The 18,548-nt window shown below is 69.7% G+C and carries 17 protein-coding genes, 1 pseudogene and 1 riboswitch; of the genes and pseudogenes, 9 read left to right on the top strand and 9 right to left on the bottom strand.

The annotated features are described in order from the left end of the window. Positions 1 to 119: 119 nt before the first annotated feature. From JOE55_RS07230 to JOE55_RS07240, 3 genes are all read left to right on the top strand, one after another. Positions 120 to 1,262, top strand: coding sequence for an LLM class flavin-dependent oxidoreductase (locus tag JOE55_RS07230; protein WP_204782480.1), 1,143 nt, complete (start codon positions 120 to 122; stop codon positions 1,260 to 1,262). Beyond that, entirely contained in the window at positions 1,259 to 1,921 is a 663-nt protein-coding gene (locus JOE55_RS07235; protein ID WP_204782481.1) for an FMN reductase, read from the top strand. Before JOE55_RS07230 ends, JOE55_RS07235 begins: the two co-directional genes overlap by 4 nt. Before the next feature lie 138 nt (positions 1,922 to 2,059). Then, a riboswitch (TPP riboswitch) is annotated at positions 2,060 to 2,152 on the top strand. Continuing rightward, positions 2,146 to 2,850: a thiaminase II/PqqC family protein gene (locus JOE55_RS07240; RefSeq protein WP_204783232.1), complete on the top strand. Its 705-nt coding sequence runs from the start codon at positions 2,146 to 2,148 to the stop codon at positions 2,848 to 2,850. (Overlaps the previous riboswitch by 7 nt.) Positions 2,851 to 2,875: 25 nt before the next feature. Here the strand turns inward: JOE55_RS07240 and JOE55_RS07245 are convergent. The 9 genes and pseudogenes from JOE55_RS07245 to JOE55_RS07285 all read right to left on the bottom strand — a co-directional run. After that, positions 2,876 to 3,898 (bottom strand): annotated as a pseudogene (locus JOE55_RS07245) (MMPL family transporter); the annotation flags it as partial. A 374-nt stretch (positions 3,899 to 4,272) separates the two neighbouring features. Next, positions 4,273 to 4,722 carry a 50S ribosomal protein L9 gene (gene rplI, locus JOE55_RS07250; protein ID WP_006214360.1) on the bottom strand — a complete coding sequence of 150 codons (450 nt, stop codon included), beginning with the start codon at positions 4,720 to 4,722 and terminating at the stop codon, positions 4,273 to 4,275. A gap of 18 nt (positions 4,723 to 4,740) precedes the next feature. Further along, complete coding sequence (gene rpsR, locus JOE55_RS07255) at positions 4,741 to 4,977, bottom strand: 30S ribosomal protein S18 (protein WP_006214361.1); 237 nt, start codon at positions 4,975 to 4,977, stop codon at positions 4,741 to 4,743. A 113-nt stretch (positions 4,978 to 5,090) separates the two neighbouring features. Further along, positions 5,091 to 5,699, bottom strand: coding sequence for a single-stranded DNA-binding protein (locus tag JOE55_RS07260; protein ID WP_006214362.1), 609 nt, complete (start codon positions 5,697 to 5,699; stop codon positions 5,091 to 5,093). Between the two features lie 125 nt (positions 5,700 to 5,824). Next, positions 5,825 to 6,172 carry a 30S ribosomal protein S6 gene (gene rpsF, locus JOE55_RS07265; protein ID WP_024289509.1) on the bottom strand — a complete coding sequence of 116 codons (348 nt, stop codon included), beginning with the start codon at positions 6,170 to 6,172 and terminating at the stop codon, positions 5,825 to 5,827. Positions 6,173 to 6,369: 197 nt separating this feature from the next. Then, the gene (locus tag JOE55_RS07270; RefSeq protein ID WP_204782483.1) at positions 6,370 to 7,566 is read right to left on the bottom strand and encodes a hypothetical protein; all 1,197 of its coding nucleotides are present in this window, start codon (positions 7,564 to 7,566) and stop codon (positions 6,370 to 6,372) included. Then, on the bottom strand, positions 7,563 to 8,819 hold the full coding sequence (locus JOE55_RS07275) for a glycosyltransferase 87 family protein (protein WP_239546500.1): 1,257 nt from the start codon (positions 8,817 to 8,819) through the stop codon (positions 7,563 to 7,565). Before JOE55_RS07275 ends, JOE55_RS07270 begins: the two co-directional genes overlap by 4 nt. Continuing rightward, positions 8,812 to 10,236 (bottom strand): glycosyltransferase 87 family protein, encoded by a 1,425-nt coding sequence (locus JOE55_RS07280; RefSeq protein WP_204782484.1) that lies wholly within the window; start codon positions 10,234 to 10,236, stop codon positions 8,812 to 8,814. The genes JOE55_RS07275 and JOE55_RS07280 overlap by 8 nt, the downstream gene beginning before the upstream one ends. Next, complete coding sequence (locus JOE55_RS07285; RefSeq protein ID WP_204782485.1) at positions 10,233 to 11,642, bottom strand: CCA tRNA nucleotidyltransferase; 1,410 nt, start codon at positions 11,640 to 11,642, stop codon at positions 10,233 to 10,235. Before JOE55_RS07285 ends, JOE55_RS07280 begins: the two co-directional genes overlap by 4 nt. Positions 11,643 to 11,754: 112 nt before the next feature. Here JOE55_RS07285 and JOE55_RS07290 point away from each other — a divergent pair, with 112 nt between their 5' ends. The 6 genes from JOE55_RS07290 to JOE55_RS07315 all read left to right on the top strand — a co-directional run bounded on the left by JOE55_RS07290 (position 11,755) and on the right by JOE55_RS07315 (position 18,539). Further along, positions 11,755 to 12,255 (top strand): NUDIX hydrolase, encoded by a 501-nt coding sequence (locus tag JOE55_RS07290; RefSeq protein ID WP_024289504.1) that lies wholly within the window; start codon positions 11,755 to 11,757, stop codon positions 12,253 to 12,255. 83 nt (positions 12,256 to 12,338) lie between these two features. Beyond that, positions 12,339 to 13,994 (top strand): murein biosynthesis integral membrane protein MurJ, encoded by a 1,656-nt coding sequence (gene murJ, locus JOE55_RS07295; RefSeq protein ID WP_024289503.1) that lies wholly within the window; start codon positions 12,339 to 12,341, stop codon positions 13,992 to 13,994. Between the two features lie 108 nt (positions 13,995 to 14,102). After that, on the top strand, positions 14,103 to 15,575 hold the full coding sequence (locus JOE55_RS07300; protein ID WP_204782486.1) for a hypothetical protein: 1,473 nt from the start codon (positions 14,103 to 14,105) through the stop codon (positions 15,573 to 15,575). A 196-nt stretch (positions 15,576 to 15,771) separates the two neighbouring features. Further along, on the top strand, positions 15,772 to 16,797 hold the full coding sequence (gene trxB / locus JOE55_RS07305; protein ID WP_058871631.1) for a thioredoxin-disulfide reductase: 1,026 nt from the start codon (positions 15,772 to 15,774) through the stop codon (positions 16,795 to 16,797). Between the two features lie 46 nt (positions 16,798 to 16,843). Beyond that, positions 16,844 to 17,170, top strand: a complete 327-nt coding sequence (trxA, locus tag JOE55_RS07310; RefSeq protein ID WP_006214374.1) for a thioredoxin — start codon at positions 16,844 to 16,846, stop codon at positions 17,168 to 17,170. A 154-nt stretch (positions 17,171 to 17,324) separates the two neighbouring features. Then, the gene (locus JOE55_RS07315; protein WP_024289500.1) at positions 17,325 to 18,539 is read left to right on the top strand and encodes an N-acetylmuramoyl-L-alanine amidase; all 1,215 of its coding nucleotides are present in this window, start codon (positions 17,325 to 17,327) and stop codon (positions 18,537 to 18,539) included. Positions 18,540 to 18,548: the final 9 nt, after the last annotated feature.

The raw sequence follows: 18,548 nt of genomic DNA on the forward strand, positions 1-18,548 counted from the left end.
GAGCACGGCGGACCTAATGGTTGACATGTCACCTACATCGACGCATACTGTTCCGTGAAACGTCACGCGATGACCGGACATCTCCGGTCATCGCGATGCGCACCCAAGGAGCGAGCACCATGCAGTTCGGCATCTTCACCATCGGCGACGTCACCCCGGACCCCACCACCGGCAAGGCGCCCTCCGAAGCTCAGCGCATCCAGTCGATGACCAAGTACGCCCTGAAGGCGGAGGAGGTCGGTCTGGACGTCTTCGCGACCGGCGAGCACCACAACCCGCCGTTCGTGCCGTCCTCGCCCACCACGCACCTGGCCTACATCGCCGCCCAGACCGAGCGGCTGCGCTTCTCCACGGCCACCACGCTGATCACCACGAACGACCCCGTGAAGATCGCTGAGGACTACGCCTTCCTCCAGCACCTCTCCGGCGGTCGTGTGGATCTCACCATGGGCCGTGGCAACACCGGTCCGGTCTACCCCTGGTTCGGCAAGGACATCCGCCAGGGCATCCCGCTGGCCATCGAGAACTACCACCTGCTGCGCAAGCTGTGGCGCGAGGGGGTCGTGAACTGGCAGGGCAAGTTCCGCACCCCGCTCAACAGCTACACCTCCACCCCGTGGCCGCTGGATGACACCCCGCCCTTCGTGTGGCACGGCTCGATCCGCTCCCCGGAGATCGCGGAGCAGGCCGCCTATTACGGCGACGGCTTCTTCCACAACCACATCTTCTGGAACATCGAGCACACCGCCTCGATGGTGAACCTCTACCGCCAGCGCTTCGAGCACTACGGCCACGGCGCCGCCGACCAGGCAATCGTGGGCCTGGGCGGCCAGATCTTCGCCGCTGAGACAGAGGCCGAGGCCAAGCGGGTCTTCCGCCCGTACTTCGACGACGCGCCGGTCTACGGCCACGGCCCGTCGCTCGAGGACTTCTCGCGGATGACCCCGCTGACGGTCGGCACCCCGGATCAGATCGTGGAGCGCTACCTGGGCTACGCGGATCAGGTGGGCGACTACCAGCGCCAGATGTTCCTGCTGGATCACGCCGGCCTGCCCGAGGAGGTGGTCCTGGAGCAGATCGAGATCCTCGGCCGGGAGATCGCCCCGCGCCTGCGCGAGGGCTTCGAGGCACGTCGCCCGGCGCACGTGCCCTCAGACCCGCCCACCCACGAGACCCTGCGCGCCCAGGGTCCGGACTCCAAGCACCGCCAGGTCATCAACGCGCAGCCGCAAGACGAGCAGAAGGAGGATGAGCAGCGATGACCCGTCAGCTCGTCGTCGTCTCGGCGGGGCTGTCCTCGCCGTCGTCCACCCGCCTGCTGGCGGACCGGATCGCCCAGGCCGTCGAGTCCCGGGTCGGCGCCCGGGGCGAGGCCCTGGAGGTCCACCACGTGGAGCTGCGGGACCTGGCCCTGCCGCTGGCGCAGGCCATGACCACGGGCGGGCTGCCCGATCCGCAGCTCGACGAGGTCAAGCGCCTGGTCGCCCAGGCCGACGGGCTGGTGGCGGTCACGCCGATCTTCCGGGCCTCCTACTCGGGGCTGTTCAAGATGTTCTTCGACGTCCTCGACGACGAAGCGCTGATCGACCTCCCGGTGCTCATCGCCGCGACGGCCGGCACCCCGCGCCACAGCCTGGTCCTGGACCACGCGCTGCGCCCGCTGTTCTCCTACTCGCGGGCGGTCGTGCTGCCCACGGGCGTGTTCGCCGCGACCGATGACTTCGGCTCCGGGGACACCGGAGGCCTGGAGTCGCGGATCGCTCGAGCCGCCTCCGAGATGGCGACGGCACTGGTGGCCGAGTCCGCTGGGGTGGAGGGCTTCCTGCCCACCGAGCCCGCGCGGGCGCCACGTCGCAGCGGCGTGGACCTGGGTCCGGTCACGGACTTCGCGAGCCTTCTCAAGGGCCACGACGGCTCCTGACGGGCTCACCGAGCTCTCGGAGGACCCATAGGCCGCCTGACCTGCTCATATGTCGAATGTGCAATATGAGCAGGTCTCGTCTCTCGCAGCGGAACCGGCTACCGCCCTGTCGGCATCCGATCCTGCCGCCTATAGTGGGCTGCGGACACGGGGTGCGCCGCCGGCGCTGAGATCAGACCCGTGGAACCTGCTCCAGCTCGCACTGGCGAAGGGATGTCCCCTTGATGAACTCCACCTCGAACATCGCCCCCCAGCCCGCCGTCGAAGCGGCCGGTCCATGGACGCAGTCGCTGTGGGATGACGGCGCGCAGACGGCAGCCGAGATCCAGGACTCGAGATTCGTGCGCGCCCTGCTGGACGGAACCCTTGACGACGCGCGGTTCACGTTCTACCTCGCCCAGGACGCCCTGTATCTGGCCGGCTACGCCCGGGCCCTGGCGGCTCTGTCCGCACGCTGCGATCACGCCCCGGACCAGCTCGCGTGGGCACAGGCCTCGGTCGGCTGCCTCACGGAGGAGGCCCAGCTGCACCGCACCTGGATGGCCGCCCGTCCGGAGGCCGCCGACGAGCCCGCCAGCACCGTCACCGCGGCCTACACGGACTTCCTGCTGGCCGCCGCCCTGGGACAGGACCGAGCTGTCGGCGCTGCTGCAGTGCTCCCCTGCTTCTGGCTCTACGCCCAGGTCGGAGCCTGTCTGCCGTCCGTGGAGCCGGATCACCCGTATGCCGCATGGCTGGAGACCTACCGCGATCCCGACTTCGTGGCTGCAACCGCTGCAGCCCTGGAGCGCGTCGAGCGGGAGCTCGCACAGAGCTCGGAATCAGGCCGTGCGGCAGCACAGCGGGCCTATCTGGCAGGCTGCCGCCACGAGCTGGCGTTCTTCGATCAGGCCCTGACTCAGGATCAGTCGGAGACCATCCCGCGCTGAGAGCGCGGACCGACTGACGGGACCCTCACCACGGTCCCTTCCGGTGCCGCGGCGCCGTGTCGGCCACGTGGCGACCGCGGCGTCGTCGGGCCGACGGCGGCGTGATGTGATCCCCGAACTCCTCCGGCTCGCGCCGCGCCAAGGGGCCCGTATGCGGATCCTCGGGGGCCTCCGCCAGCCCGATCCGATCGTGCACCCACCGCAGCGGGGCCGGTGCCCACCAGTTGGCCCGCCCGGCGATCCGCATGAACGCGGGCACCAGGACGCCGCGCACCAGGGTCGCATCGAGCAGGATCGCGAACGCCGTACCCAGGCCGAACAGCTGCATGAAGCTCACCTGGCTCGTCCCGAAGGCCGCGAACGACACCGAGAGCACCAGCGCCGCGAGTGTGTTGATGCGCCCGGTGTGCGCGAGCCCCTCCACGACCGCCATGCGGTTGCTGCCCGTCTGCTCCCACAACTCCTTCATGCGCCCGATCAGGAACAGCTCGAAGTCCACCGACAGCCCGAAGGCGATGCAGAACAGCAGCACGGGCATGGACATGTCCAGCGGGCCCCGCGTGAAGCCCAGGAACCCGGAGAGCCAGCCGTGCTGGAACACGAGCGTCACCACGCCCAGCACCGCCGGCAGGAGCACCAGCGTGATGGGCACGGCGATGTGCTCGGCCAGCCCCAGGTCCTTGATCACCTGCTGGCTGTTCGAGGCGATCATGGGCGCGGAGCCGCCCACCAGCACCTCGGTGCCGTCGCCGCGCTCCTGGCTCAGTTGGTCCACGAGCTCCGTGGAGATCTCAGTCTGCTCGGCCAAGGTGCCCTCGATGTGCGCGACGACCATGCCCGTGCGGCCGTCTTCAGAGCTCAGCGGGTCGCTCATGCCGGGATCGCTGAAGGCATGGACGGACTCGATGCCGTCGTGCTCGCGCAGATCCGCGGCGATCTCCTCCCCCACGTCAGCGGAGTCGGCTGCCTGGGAGCCTTCGGGGGCTCGGACCAGGACGACGAGGCTCGCCTCCCCGCCGACCTCTTCGTGCACGATCTGCTGTGCCCTGGCGGATTCCGAAGTCGGGTCGGCGTAGCCGCCGCCGGGAACGTAGCACGGGAGACGACGCCGGCGTCGGTGCTGGTCGGCGCAGAAGTCGGCCGTCCTGGGGACGGGTCATGCGCCCGCAGCAGATCCGCGCCGCGCCCGGGCCCCGAGGGCCGGGAACAGATGCGAGATCACCGCGCAAGGGACCACATCAGGGCCTGCCCTGTGTCGCTGCGCAGGGCCGTCGTCGTCATCCGCCGAACGGTGACCTGTCAGGGGCAGAGCCGCCCCCCGCCGGCGCCCGACAGGCCCGGCAACGACGACGAGCCGCCGCCCCGGAAAGGGGCGACGGCTCGTCGGTCAGGCGTGCCGTGCAGCACGGCTCACCCAAAGGATCAGGCGGGGACGACCTCGAACTCGATGTTCGCGTTGACGTCCTCGTGCAGGCGCACGGTGGCCTGGTAGGTGCCGACGGTGCGGACCTGCTCGCGGATCTCGACCTTGCGCTTGTCGATCTCGCCCAGGCCGGCGGCCTTGACGGCGTCGGCGACCTGCTCGGCCTTGATCGAGCCGAACAGACGGCCCTCGGCGCCGGCCTTGGCCGGGACCGTGACGGTGGCCGAGGTCAGCGAGGCCGCCAGGGCCTGCGCGTCCTCGAGCGAGGCGAGCTCACGGGCCGCACGAGCGGCCTTGATGGACTCGATCTGGCGCTCGGCGCCCTTGGACCACTGGGTCGCGAAGCCGCGGGGGAAGAGGTAGTTGCGGGCGTACCCGTCCTTGACCTCGACCACGTCACCGGCGGAACCGAGGTTGGAGACCTCGTGCGTCAGGATGATCTTTGCCATGAGTGTGTTCCTTTCCGATCAGCGGCCGGAGCCGGCGTAGGGGAGCAGGGCGACCTCACGGGCGTTCTTGACGGCCTGGGCGATCTTGCGCTGCTCCTGGACGGAGACGCCGGTCACGCGACGCGCGCGGATCTTGCCGCGGTCGGAGATGAACTTGCGCAGCAGCGCAACGTCCTTGTAGTCGATCTCGGTGACGCCTGCGGCCTTGAGCGGGTTCGCCTTCGGCTTGGGCTTGCGAATCTCATGCTTCGCCATCGTGGTGCTCCTTCTGAAGCGTGGAGCCCGCAGTGCTCTGCGGGATGGAAATGTGTTCTGTCTCCCGGCTCTGCGCCGGGTGGGTGCGAGGGCTCAGGCGCTCGGGCCGCCGATCAGAACGGCGGCTCGTCGTCCTGTCCGGTGCCCCAGTCGTAGCTGCCGCCGGCGGACTGGCCCCAGGGATCGTTCTGCGGGGCCGCCTGCTGGCGCCCACCGCCCTGACCGCCCTGGTTGTAGCCGCCGGAGGACTGGCCGCCGCGGTTGCCGCCGAAGCCGCCCCCGCCGCCATTGTCCCAGCCGCCGGAGCCGCCGGACTGCTGTCCGCCGCCGCTGAAGCCGCCGCCGGACCCGCCTCCGCGGGACTGGCGGTTGACCTTCGCCGAGGCGAAGCGCAGCGACGGGCCGATCTCATCGACGTCGAGCTCCATCACGGTGCGGCGGTCGCCTTCCTTCGTGTCGAAGGACCGGGACTTGAGCCGCCCCTGGGCGATGACGCGCATGCCCTTCTGCAGCGTCTCGGCGACGTTCTCCGCCGCCTCGCGCCACACCGAGCAGCGCATGAACAGCGTCTCGCCGTCCTTCCACTCGTTGGACTGACGGTCGAACTGGCGCGGGGTCGACGCGATAGTGAAGTTCGCGACGGCCGCACCCGACGGCGTGAAGCGCAGCTCGGGCTCAGCGGTCAGATTGCCGATGATGGTGATGATGGTGTCGCCGGCCATGGGACTCTCCTTCCGGAGAACTCGCGGTGATGGGGCTGGTGCTCCCCCATCCTCCTCCGCCGCTCAGGACGGAGTCGGTGGGATCGCACCCGATGCAGCTCGCGCCGTCACCGGCGCCGATCTGCTCAGGCCTCGGCGGTCTCGGCGACGGGCTCGCCGTTGACGTCGTGGTGCGGGTGGATCCGCTGCTCCTCGGGACGGATGATCTTGGTGCGCATGATCGCCTCGTTGAGGTTCAGCACACGGTCGAGCTCCTGCGAGGTAGCGGGCTCGGCGTGGAAGCGCACGACAGCGTAGATGCCCTCGGACTTCTTCTGGATCTCGTAGGCGAGACGGCGGCGACCCCAGATGTCGATGTTGTCGACGGTGCCGTTCTCACGGGTGACGACCTCGAGGAACTTCTTCAGGGTCGGCTCGACCGCGCGGTCGTCGACCTCCGGGTTGATGATGACCATCAGCTCGTATTCGCGCATGGAAAGAACCCACCTCCTTCGGGCTGGAACGGCTGCGGTCTCTCCGCAGCAGGAGGTTCAATGCGAGTCTGCGGCAGTCGGCCCCGACGGGGCCCTGTTCGCACAGACTGATCGACTGTACACCACCGCCGACCCGGGGTCCATGGCCGCTGCGGCATGCGACGGGCCCTCAGCGCCCGCCCGCTGCGGGGAGGCCCTCAGCGCAGCGCGACGTCGATCTCGGCGTCCCTGCCGTCGGAGGTGACGTCCACATGCACGGGGAAGCTGACGATCTCCTCGACCCTCTTGCCGTCTTCCAGGTAGGACAGCCGAGCCTCCGCCTGCGCCGTCTCGTCGGCGACCCAGTCGAGCTGCGAGTCGGAGTCCTCCTCGGCGACCAGCCACAGCGGCGGCCGCGAGACCAGCTCCCACTCGACCTCGGAGATCTCGGCCCCTGCCTTGGGATCCTTCAGATCGGATTCGGGGACCTCGATCTCCGCGTTGTCCGCGGCATCGGCGCGGGGCACGCCTCCCTCCGCCCAGCGGCGCGAGGCCGGGCATGCGTCGGGGCTCACGGAGGTCGAGTCCATGCAGCTCTCGACGCTGCGGACGATCTCCTGGTCCACCTCGGCCCACAGCTGCGGGGAGGGCTCCAGCTCCACGACGACCTCCTGCGGCTGCGGATCGCCGAGCAGGACCTCGGCCGGATCGATCGGCTCGGCCAGGACGTAGTCGTCGCCTCGGGGCAGATCCACGGCGAACCTCCCCGGCAGGGCCTCCCACTGCCACTTGCCCCCGGCGCCGTCGGCCACGGTGCGATCCTCGGGGTCCAGACGGATCCGCTCGCCGTTGATCGAGAGGTCCCGGATCCCGGGAGCGGCCACCGTCAGCGTGCTGGCATCCACGCCGTCCATCTCCCAGCTGTCGTTGAGGGGCCCGGTGCGCCGGACCTGGTGCACCGACCAGGTGTGCTCCTCGCCCTGCTCGGCGCCCTCCGGGACCTGCCCGTCCGGCCAGCGCACCGAGGCGGTGACCTGGGCCCGATCGCCGTCGCGATGGACGTCCACGATCTCCCAGGAGCTGATCCGTCCCTCGGCCTGCCTGTATGCCGCATTCGGCATGCTCTCCGCGCCGGTTCTGCCCCGTGAGTCGCCGAACAGGGCGAGGGCCTGGCGCGAGCGTCCGTCGACCATGGCGTCGAGCCAGTCCTCGACCGGCTCCTCCGGGTCGCGATCCACCATGAACCAGTTCAGGGCGGTGCCGCCGGCGCTGATGAGCAGGACCACGACGATCAGCCAGGTCCACAGCGACCGGCGCAGGCGTCGGCGGCGCCGTTGCTCGGCGGGACCGAGCTCCTGGACGTCCTGATCGAGCTCGGGCTCTGCCTCTGCGGAGGCGCCGACCTCTTGGCTCATGCGTTCCTCGCGGCCACACCGATCTGGGTCGCGCGGCGGCCTCGCTGCATGTCCACGGCGACGATGACGATGAACCAGATCAGGAACAGGTAGCGCGCCGCGGCCAGCAGGGCCTGCGGCGACCAGCCCCAGTCGCCGAACAGCGGCTGGGTCTCCCAGGCCCCGGCCGGGGCGTTCATGGTGGCCCAGTAGCCGATCTCCACGGCCTGCCACAGGAAGAACTCGAGCCAGCTGCGCCTGGCCAGGATCACCAGCGGGACGAGCCACACGGACTGCAGCAGCGACCAGTCCCGGCTGAAGAGCAGGAAGACGGCCAGCAGCATGAGCAGCACCTGGACGATGCTCGGCTCCTTGCCGGCCAGCACGCTCACCAGCAGCACCGCCACGACCCCGAGCAGGATCGCGATCATGGAGATCTGGTCCAGGTTCGCGGAGTCGATCGACAGTCCGGTGGCCGGTGCGCCCAGGGCGTTCCACACGCTCCAGCCGGAGTCGCTCGAGACCGGCGAGCGCATGGTCTCGCCCATGCGCTCGCGCCAGCGGTCGAACTCCTGGACCATGAACGGCCCGTTGACCATGGCGAAGACGACCAGCGAGACCACGAGCGCGCTGATGAAGTCGCCCAGGTAGCGGTAGCGCGCGGCCAGGAACAGGATGGCGATCAGCACGAGCAGCGGCAGGAAGCTGACCGTGGCGCCGAGCCCGATCCACACGCCGGCGACTCCCGGCGAGCCCCGGATGTAGGAGGCGACCGCGAGCATCATGAACATCACGGCCCACAGGTCCCAGGAGGTGAATCCGACCAGCAGGACGGTGGGCGCGAAGGCCAGGACCACGGGGTCCGAGGGCTGCTTGCCGGACAGCGAGGCGACCGCGGTGATGGTCACGACCCACACGAGGGCCGTGAGGAAGACGGTGAGGTCCAGGACCGTGTTCGGGGTGATCTCGAAGCTGAAGGCCTCGGCCAGACCAGTGGTCATCCAGCCCAGGATCGACGTGAACATGCCCACGACGATCGGCTGATCGCCCGTGGGGCCTCCCGTGAAGAAGCCGGAGAGCATGCCCCCGGGCGTCACGGAGAGGTCGCCGGGCTGCAGCTCGGCGGCGCACAGGCCCGGGAAGCGGGAGTCGACGCTCCACTCCGGCACGCGGCACGGGACCCGCAGCAGGAAGGAGAGCAGCACGGCCAGGATGCCGAGCACGAAGAGCACGAGACCGTTGGTCCCGCGCCTGCCGGGGCGTCCGTCAGCCATGGCGTCCTGCCCCTCCTGCTCGGGTGTCTGGTTCCCCGGCGATGATCAGCGGCCGCGCAGGGAAGGATCCGGCACTGCGATCCGCGCTCAGGATAGCCGGGGAGGACCCGGTCTCGGCGGCGCTCCCGCCGATCCGGTCCGGGTCGTAGACCGGCAGGCCGCGCAGGAGGCGCACGACCACCCGGGCGCACAGCCACACCACGGCCAGGATGTGCAGCACCACGGCCGCTGCGTAGAAGCGGCCCATCGCCTCCGCATTCGGCTGATCCGCGACCATCGAGTACAGCCAGGTGAAGACCGCGATCCAGTGCACGACCTCGATGACCTGCCACACCGCGTACTCCCGCAGCCGGGGGGCGGCCAGGATCACCAGCGGGACGAGCCAGAGCCCGAACTGCGGGGAGTAGACCTTGTTGGTCAGCACGAAGGCGGCCACGATCAGCAGGGACAGCTCCGCGAGGGTGGGCTCGCGCCTGGCTTTCAGCCCGAGCACCAGGACTCCCGCGCAGCACAGGGCGAACACCCCGTAGGCGATCACGTTGAGCGACTCCGCCGCCAGCGGCTGCGCGCCCAGCTCCGGCGCCCACACGACGTTCCACACGTGGTAGATCGACGAGAACCCGGCACCGCGCTCACCCGAGAAGCTCCAGAACCAGCTCCACTGCTGGCGGTCCCACAGGGCGAAGGGCACGTTGACGACCACCCATGCGACGACGGCCGAGACGACCGCCATGACCGCCGGGCGCAGCTCGCGCCGGCGCAGCGCCAGCACGATCACCGCCCCGAGCATCACGAACGGCCACAGCTTCAGAGCCGTGCCCAGTCCCAGCAGCACGCCGCCGACGGCCCAGCGGCTGCGCTGGAAGGCCAGAAGCGCGGCGACCGAGGTCAGCACCGGCCACAGATCCCAGTTGATCAGGGCCGTGGCGGCCACCGCCGGGGAGACGGCCAGCGCCGCGGTGTGGACCGTGGAAGTGCCCATGGCCGCGACCATCACCACGACGGCGAGCCACACGAGCAGCAGCAGCGCGGCATTGAGATCGAAGTAGATGTTCTGCACCGTCGGCACGGGCAGCCCCTCGCCCAGGCCGTAGGCGGCACGACCCGTCGCCGTGGCGATCAGGCTCTGCAGAAGCGGGTACTCCAGCAGCGCGGAGGGATCCTGCGACAGGTAGGCGAAGCTCCCGTCGGACATCCCCCGGGTCGTGAACAGGTAGCCGATGTCGGAGTAGCAGACGAGCTGCTGGGTGTGCGCCCCGTTCCACCCCAGCTGATGGCACGAGAAGCGCAGCAGCCAGGCCACGATCATGGTCCAGGTGCCGAGCCCGAGCAGCAGCCACAGCCACTGCCCGGAGCGCATGCCGCGCGGCGACCGCCAGCCCCTCCGGCCCGTCTCGGACTGCGCGGGTGCGCTCACTGGCTCTCCCACCAAGCCCTCAGCCGCTTCTCGGCCTCATCCTCGCCCAGAGAGCCCTCGTCCAGGCGCAGCTCGAGCAGGTGCTTATAGGCCTTCCCCACCTGCGGCCCCGGGGGGATGCCCAGGATCGCCATGATCTGCTCGCCGTCGAGGTCGGGGCGCATGGACTCCAGCTCCTCCTGATCGGCCAGCTGCGCGATCCGCTGCTCGAGCTCGTCGTACGTCCGCGCCAGGCGCGCGGCCTTGCGGCGGTTGCGGGTCGTGACGTCAGAACGGGTGAGGCGGTGCAGGCGCTCGAGCTGGGGGCCGGCGTCGCGCACGTAGCGGCGCACCGCGGAATCGGTCCACTCGGCGTCGCCGTAGCCGTAGAAGCGCATGTGCAGCTCGACCAGGCGGGTGACGGCGGCGATCGTGTCGTTGTCGAAGCGCAGCGCCTTCATGCGCTTCTTCACGATCTTGGCCCCCACCGTCTCGTGGTGGCGGAAGGTGACCGCGCCGTCCGGGCCGAAGCGCCGGGTCGCTGGCTTGCCGACGTCGTGCAGCAGCGCCGACAGCCGCAGGACCAGGTCCGGGCTCGGCACGGGGCCGTCGGGGCCGGTCTCCAGCTCCGCGGCCTGCTCCATCACGGTCAGCGAGTGCTGGTAGACGTCCTTGTGATGGTGGGCCTCGTCGGTCTCGAGCTTCAGCGCGGGCACCTCCGGCAGCACGACGTCGGCCAGGCCGGTGTCGACCATGATCTCCACCCCGCGGCGCGGGGCCCTGCCGCACAGGAGCTTGATCAGCTCCTCCCTCACGCGCTCCGCCGAGACGATCTCCAGACGCTGCGACATCTCCGTCATGGCCGCCAGGACCTCCGGGGCGACCTGCAGGTCGAGCTGGGAGGCGAAGCGGGCTGCGCGCATCATGCGCAGGGGATCGTCGTCGAACGACGAGTGCGGGGAGCCCGGGGTGCGCAGCACGCCGGCGGCCAGATCTCGCACGCCTCCGTGGGGATCCACCAGCTCCATCGACGGCAGCCGCAGCGCCATCGCGTTGATCGTGAAGTCGCGCCGGACCAGGTCGTCCTCGAGGGAGTCCCCGAAGGCGACGATCGGCTTGCGGGAGGAAGGGTCGTAGGCCTCCGCCCGGTACGTGGTGATCTCGAGCTGCTGATCCCCTCGACGCATCCCGATCGTGCCGAAGTCGCGGCCGATCTCCCACGTGGCATCCGCCCACCCGCGCACCGCCGCCAGGGTCTGATCGGGGGTGGCATCCGTGGTGAAGTCCAGGTCCGTGGCGACCCGGCCCAGGAAGAGATCGCGCACGGGGCCGCCCACGAGGGAGAGGTCGTGGCCGGCATCGGCGAAGCGGCGGCCCGCCTCCAGGACGACGGAGGGGACGGCGGAGGTGTCGAGCTGCTGGGTCATCGCGCCCATCATTCCAGACCCCCGGCCTCTGCCCTGCGGGGACGCGTCGCGGACCGCCGGGGGACGTCGGCGGCTCCGCCCGTTCCCAGACTCAGCCGTTAGTGTTGAGCGCATGGCTTTCCCCGTACCCAGCGCACCCAAGAGACGGCCCTCCGGGCCCGTCGCTGCGCTGCCCACGGTGGAAGAGGTCTCGGCCGGCGGCATCGTCGTCGACTTCGACTCACCTGATCTGCCGGTGGCGATCATCGCCCGGATCAACCGCGGAGGGCGCCTGGAGTGGTGCCTCCCCAAGGGCCACCCGGAGAACGAGGAGACGGACGGCGTCGCCGCTGTCCGAGAGATCGAGGAGGAGACCGGGATCGCCGGGAGGGTGATCTCTCCGCTGGGCAGCATCGACTACTGGTTCTCCGTCTCGGGGCACCGCGTGCACAAGACCGTGCACCACTTCCTCCTGGAGGCGGTGGGCGGCGAGCTGACCACCGAGAACGATCCCGATCACGAGGCCGTGGACGTCGCGTGGGTCAAGATCGACGACCTCGGCCGCCGCCTGTCCTTCCCGAACGAGCGGCGCATCGCAGACATCGCCCGCGAGTTCATCATCCACCAGCTCTGAACCCCCGCTTCGGGCGCCTCACCACGGGCTGCCCGGCCCAGCACGGGCCGCCCCCGGCGCCCGACGTCCTCGAAGGAGACCACGTGGCTCGATCCGGTGCCATGTCCAGCGCCATCATGGCCTCCGGCACGCTCGTCTCCCGGATCCTGGGCTTCGTAAAGACCATCCTCATCACGGTCGCGATCGGCTCGCTGACCTCGGTGGCGGACATCTTCCAGATCGCGAACAACCTGCCGAACTACATCTACGTGCTCGTGGCCGGCGGCGTGTTCAACGCGGTGCTGGTGCCCCAGGTGATCAAGGCCTCCAAGGCCTCCGCCGACGACGGCGCCGACTACATCTCCCGGCTGCTGACCCTGGCCGTGATCGCCCTGGCCGGGATCACGCTGGTCGTGGTGGCCTGCACCGTGCCGATCATCCGGGTCATGACCCAGGACTGGTCGGATCAGCAGCTGGCCCTGGGCGTCACGTTCGCCCTGTTCACATTCCCGCAGATCTTCTTCTACGGCGTCTACACGGTCGTGGGCCAGGTGCTCAACGCCAAGGGCGCGTTCGGCTGGTACATGTGGGCGCCCGTCGTGAACAACATCGTGGCGATCGCCGGCCTGCTGATCTTCATCCGGCAGTTCGGCAGCTTCGCGGAGGCAGAGCACTCCCTCGAGTCCTGGACCAGCGCCCAGACCCTGCTGCTGGCCGGGGTCACGACCCTGGGCGTGGCACTGCAGGCTGTCGTGCTGTTCTGGCCCCTGCAGCGACTGGGCCTCGGGCTGCGCCCCAAGTTCGGCTGGCGCGGCATCGGGCTCTCCCAGGCGGCCAAGCTCTCCGTGTGGACGCTTGCCACGGGCGTCGTCGCCAACCTCGCCTTCCTGGCGCTGACCCGCACCGCCTCGATCCCCACGGGCTTCCGCGAGCAGTACCTGGAGATGGACCCGCCGCAGCACATCGCCGGCAGCGCATCGCTGGACCAGGCGGCCATGCTCTACTCGCTGCCCCACGGCGTCATCGGCCTGTCGATCGCCACGGTCCTGTTCAACTCCATGGCAGCGGCCTCCGCCCAGGGCGACGACGAGACCCTCAAGGCCTCGCTGTCCCAGGCCCTGCGCTACTCGGGCATCGCCACGATCTTCTGCACGATGGCCATGATCGTGTTCGCCGGCCCGCTGGGCATGCTCTTCTCCGGCGGCGTCCCCGAGTCCGGTGCGGTGATCGGGCAGGTCTTCGCGGTGATCGCGATCGGCGCCCCGTTCATGACCACGGCGTTCATGCTCGGCCGCCTCTTCTACTCCCGCGAGGACGCGCGCACCCCGTTCATGGTCCAGCTGGCTGTCTCGATCCTCACGGTCGCGGCCGCGGTGATCATCAGCCAGACCATGCCTCCGCACCTGGTCGTCTTCGCCGTGGCCGCCTGCTACGCCGGGCAGAACATCCTGATGACGCTGCTGTACCACGTGATCGCGGTGCGCACGATCGGCGACTACCGCACCGCCGAGGTCATCGACACCCACATCCGCGCGATCGCCGCTGCTCTCGTCACCGCCGTCGCGGCGACCGTCGTCCTGTACGCCATGGGCGGCTGGGACCCCGAGGGCTGGCCGTGGTCCTCGCAGCTCAGCGCCATCGGCACCCTCGCCATCGGCGGTCTCGTCAGCGCCGTGATCTACCTGTTCATGCTCAAGGTGTTCAAGCTCAAGGAGCTGCCCGAGCTGATGGCCCCCCTCACGGCGCGCCTGCGCCGCTGAGGTCCTCATCGGCTCGCATGGACCCCCGAGTACACTGCGACTGACCCGCCGCTCCCTACCCCGTTCTGCCGCTGACTGCGGCGGACCCGCAGATCCACAGGAGACCTCGTGGCCCAGCCCATCAGCCTCGGCACCGTCCTGGGTGGTCGCTACATCGTCCTCGACGAGGTGCAGACCACTTCCGACGGCGATCACGTGCTCGGCGGCAAGGACCAGATCCTCGGCCGCGAGGTCACCATCCTCGTGCCGTCGGAGGCGCACACGGCCCGCGTGGTCGAGAACGCGCGCACCATGGCCATCGGCGCCGTGGATGCCGATCTGCACATCCTGGACCTCGGCCAGTCCGGAGCCGCGCCGTACCTGGTGACCTCGTTCGCCGCTCCCGCGGTGCTGCTCGAGGAGCTGCTGGCTGAGCCGGGCACCGTGGACGACGACACCCTCTCCGACGACATCTTCGGCCGCCCCCGCTCCTCGAGCTCGGCCGGCGCCTACGTCCTCGACGACGGCGAGCCGGATGCCCCCGAGTACGAGGACACCGCCGAGCAGGACTTCGGGCGCTGGGACGATCAGGACGACATCGAGACGGCCCCGGCCGCGCCCAAGGTCGAGAAGCGCCTGGGCCGCCCCCGACGCGCCTCCGAGGCCTCGACCCGCGCCACGCTGTTCGACCGCGCCGCCGCGGGCCGCGGAACGGAGCCGCAGCAGCGCATGCAGTCGGCCAGCGGGTCGATCGACCCCAGCTACGACGGCGACAACCGCTTCGACTCCTACGAGTACGACTACCAGAGCGCCGGCGCGTCGCGGCCCAAGTCCGAGGAGCCCAGGTCCTCGCGGCGCTCCGGGGCCTCCTCGCGCTCGGGCGCTGCGGCTGCCGGGACGGGTGCGGCAGCCGCAGCTTCGTCGTCCAGCGGCGGCTCGTCCGCCGCGCGCGGCTCGAGCTCCTCGCGCTCCGGCCGCTCCGGGGGCAAGGGACGGCTCGCGCTGATCTTCGCGCTGCTCCTGCTGCTCATCCTCGTGGGCGCGGGCATCGTGTTCGGCGGACTCGGCAAGGTCTTCAACTCCGGGCAGGTCTTCGGCCCGGAGGAGGAGCCCTCCGCGTCGGCCTCGCCCACGGAGCAGGCGGTCCCCGCTCCCACCACCGTCACGCGCCTGGTCCCGGACGACCCCACTCTGATGGCCGATCAGGACGCCACCCTGAACCAGGCCATCGACGGCGATCCCGAGACCTCATGGGTCAGCTACGGCTTCTCCGCCGCGGACTACGGCCAGCTCGTGTCCTCCGTGGCCCTGGCGGTGCGCTTCGAGGAGTCCACCCCCATGCACGAGCTCACGATCCAGCAGACCAGCGGCACGGGCGGCTCCTTCACGGTCTACGCCGCGGACAGCCCGTCGCTCGACGGCGCAGTGGAGATCGGCCAGGGCTCCTTCGACGGCCCGGAGACCACCGTGGAGCTCTCCGACGAGGCCGCGCAGGACGATCACCCCTACCTGATCGTCCAGTGGACCGAGCTGCCGTCGCTCGAGGAGCCGATCGCCGACTACCCCTACGGTCTGCGCATCGCCGAGATCGAGGTCTCCTGAGCTCGCAGCTCAGCCCAGCTTGCTGACACATCGTCAAGTCAAGTTGCCGCGGTTGCCGGAATAGTTCCTGCTGTCCCCTGGTTATGCGGGCAGACGACGGATCGCAGCGCCTGTCACACGCGCACGATCCGCACCCGGTCCGCCCGGCAGCCGTCGGACCGCAAGCACCGCACACGAAGGAAGAAGGACCGCGAACGTGAGCCCAGACTTCAGCCCCGCGATCAGCCTCGACCTCTCCTCGAGCACCCCGGAGACGTCCGCGGCGCAGTCCGTGGCTGCCGATCCGAGCGCCACGGTGCACGACGTCGTCATCGTGGGCTCGGGGCCGGCGGGCTACACCGCCGCCATCTACGCAGCGCGCGCGAACCTCAAGCCCATCGTGCTCGCCGGCTCGGTCACCGCCGGCGGCGAGCTCATGAACACCACCGAGGTCGAGAACTTCCCGGGATTCCAGGACGGCATCATGGGCCCCGAGCTCATGGGCACCATGCAGGCCCAGGCCGAGCGCTTCGGCGCCGACGTCCGCTACGAGGACGCTCTGTCGCTGAAGCTCGAGGGCGACATCAAGGAGATCACGGTCGAGGGCGGCGAGGTCCTGCGGGCCAAGGCCGTCATCCTGGCCACCGGCTCCGCCTACCGCGAGCTCGGCCTGGAGGACGAGAAGCGGCTGTCCGGCCACGGCGTCTCCTGGTGCGCGACCTGCGACGGCTTCTTCTTCCGCGAGCAGAACATCGCCGTGGTGGGCGGCGGAGACTCCGCGATCGAAGAGGCCACGTTCCTGACCAAGTTCGCCTCCAAGGTCACGATCATCCACCGCCGCGACGAGTTCCGCGCTTCCGAGATCATGCAGCAGCGCGCCTTCGAGGACCCCAAGATCGAGATCCTCTGGAACAAGGAGGTCATCGGCATCTCGGGCGAGTCCAAGGTCGAGGAGCTGACCCTGCGAGACACCGTCACGCAGGAGGCCTCCGCGCTTCCGGTGACCGGCCTGTTCGTGGCGATCGGCGCCGATCCCCGCACCGGCCTGTTCGCAGACCAGCTCGCGATCGATCCCGACGGCACCGTCCAGGTCGACGGCCGCTCGTCCCGGACCTCGCTGCCGGGCGTCTTCGCCGCCGGCGACGTCCTGGATCCCACCTACAAGCAGGCCATCACGGCCGCCGGCTCCGGCTGCGCCGCGGCGATCGACGCCGGGCACTACCTGGACGCCCGCGCCGGCTGAGCCCAGGCCCTCCCACAGACCCTCACCACCCCAGAAGGAGCACACCATGAGCAACGCAGCAGCCGTCAACGAGTCCGACTTCGAGGCCGAGGTCCTCCAGTCCGACAAGCCCGTCATCGTCGATTTCTGGGCCGAATGGTGCGGCCCCTGCCGCATGGTCGGCCCGGTCCTGGACTCGATCGCCGAGGAGCACGACTCCGTGAAGGTCGTGAAGGTCAACGTCGACGACAACCAGGCCATCGCCGCCAAGTACGGCATCACGTCCATCCCGGCCGTGTACGTCTTCAACAACGGCGAGGTGGCCAAGCAGTCCATCGGCGCCAAGCCCAAGTCAGCTCTCGAGAAGGAGTTCGCCGAGTTCCTCGGCGCCTGATCCGCTCACTTGCCGAACGGCCCCCGGAAGCCCGCCATCGCGGGGGCTTCCGGGGGCCGTTCGGGTGCCTCTTCCCGCTGGTGAGATGCACACACGCACCGAGTGCCTCTAGTATTCAAGGAATTTCCCTCGTTCCCGACTCCGTAAGGTCTCCATGTCCGACTCCTCTGCCGCCTCCCTGGGCCGCGGCCACAGCGACCGCCGCGTACGGGTCCTGCGCGAGCGACTCGTGCGCGCCGGCCAGCTGCCCCAGGACACCGACCTGGACGGCCCTCAGGCCACTGAGTTCGACGCCGCCCTGGAGACGGCGGTCAGGGCCTTCCAGCAGAGCCGGGGACTGATCGTCGACGGCTTGGTGGGCCCGGAGACCGAACGGCGCCTCAGCGAGGCCCAGTACACCCTGGGGGACCGTCCGCTGCAGTGGGACCGCCAGGAGCCCATGCGGGGCGACGACGTCGAGCGCCTCCAGCACAATCTGTCCCTCCTCGGTCTGTACTACGGCCATCTCAACGGCGCGTTCGAGGAGAAGACTCACCTCGCTGTGCTGGAGCTGCAGCAGAGCCTGGGACTGGAGCGCAGCGGCCGAGTGGATCACCGCACCATCGAGGCCCTGGCCCGGATCAACAAGAACATCACGAACTCCAAGGCGTTCTCTCTGCGCGACTTCCACAATCTGGAGTCCGCCAACGGCGCAGTGCGCTCGCACCGCATTATCCTGGTGCCCAGCGCCATGATCGGGGAGCACCCCAGCCCTGCGGAGGCTCCCCCTGCGGATCGGCAGCGCAGTCGGGACCTCTCCTTGGATGTCGCAGCTCGTGCCCACGAGCTGCTCGCCGACATCGGCGCCCATCCCGTCGTCGTCTCCGATCAGCCGCTCCAGGCCGCCGACGGCACGGTGATCGAGACTCCCGGCACCCTGGATGAGGCCCTCGAGGGCGTGCGCCAGCCCGTGGTCGTCGTGCTCGGATGCGATTGGAACCGCTCGGAGAAGGCCAGCGGCATGGCCTCGTACTTCTGGGGGAATTCCGGCTCCGAGCAGGACGCCCTCTCCCCGATCGGCCAGCGCGGCGCCTCGCTGATCCAGCGCGAGATGGTCGCACGCACGGGTGCACTGGATCTGGGCTGCCATGGCCGTCAGTGGATCGTCCTGCGCACCACGCCTGCGCCCACGATCTACCTGGACATGGGCTACCTCTCCAACCCCGGGGAGTCCGAGGATCTGGAGCGGGGGGAGTACCGAGCGCATATCGCTCAGGCGATCGCCGTGGGCCTGCAGCGCATGTTCGCGCAGTCCTCCCAGGATCACCCCACAGGGACGCTCAGCACCTCGGATATCGCTCGAGAGCTGGCACGACGACCCAAGGCCTGACCTCCTCCA

It is taken from the genome of Kocuria palustris, from assembly GCF_016907795.1.
GTDB lineage: Bacteria > Actinomycetota > Actinomycetes > Actinomycetales > Micrococcaceae > Kocuria > Kocuria palustris.